Source organism: Pseudomonas fluorescens (assembly GCF_000802965.1).
In the GTDB taxonomy this organism is placed as follows: Bacteria; Pseudomonadota; Gammaproteobacteria; order Pseudomonadales; family Pseudomonadaceae; genus Aquipseudomonas; species Aquipseudomonas fluorescens_A.
Map to the genome: position 1 here is coordinate 1 of NZ_JSAK01000052.1, position 529 is coordinate 529.

The following is a 529-nucleotide window of genomic DNA, read 5'->3' on the forward strand; positions in this document are numbered from 1 at the left end:
AGTTTTTCCGCTGGCAGGCGCGAGGCGAACTGCCAGCTCTTGCGGCCCATGGCGTCGTAGCCGAAGCAGCTGGTGAGTTCGCCCTGGGTACGCAGGACTTCGCGGTGCAGGTCGTCGCGCTCGATGTCGCTGATCAGCTGACCGTCGAGGTTGAGTTGGTGCAGGTGGCCGCTGCCGTAATACAGGTGATTGAGGTGTTGACCGGTGGGCAACGTCAGGGTGGTGAGGTTGCTCAGTGGATCGTAGTCGTAGGACAAGGCGCCTTGCGCCGTGGTCTCCTGAATCAGACGGCCGAGCAGATCGTAGGAAAACTCGAGCGTTTCTTCACTGACGCCGATTTGCTTGCCCTGCGCGGTCGGCAGGCGCTGGATCGACAGCAGCCGATCACCATCGTCATACACGTAATCCTGACGGGCGTCGGCATTGAGCTTGGCCAGCAGCCGGCCAATGCTGTCGCGCTCGAATTCGGTGCGCCGTTGTGGTCGCTCGCCGCGTTCGCCGTAGCCGGTTTCGTCAACCTGGGTCAGAT

Annotated in this window: 1 protein-coding gene; it reads right to left on the reverse strand. The window is 62.0% G+C overall.

The genetic code is table 11. The annotated features are described in order from the left end of the window. Positions 1-529 (reverse strand): RHS repeat domain-containing protein (locus NL64_RS29050; RefSeq protein WP_034151504.1); only part of this gene is annotated, 529 nt, incomplete at both ends.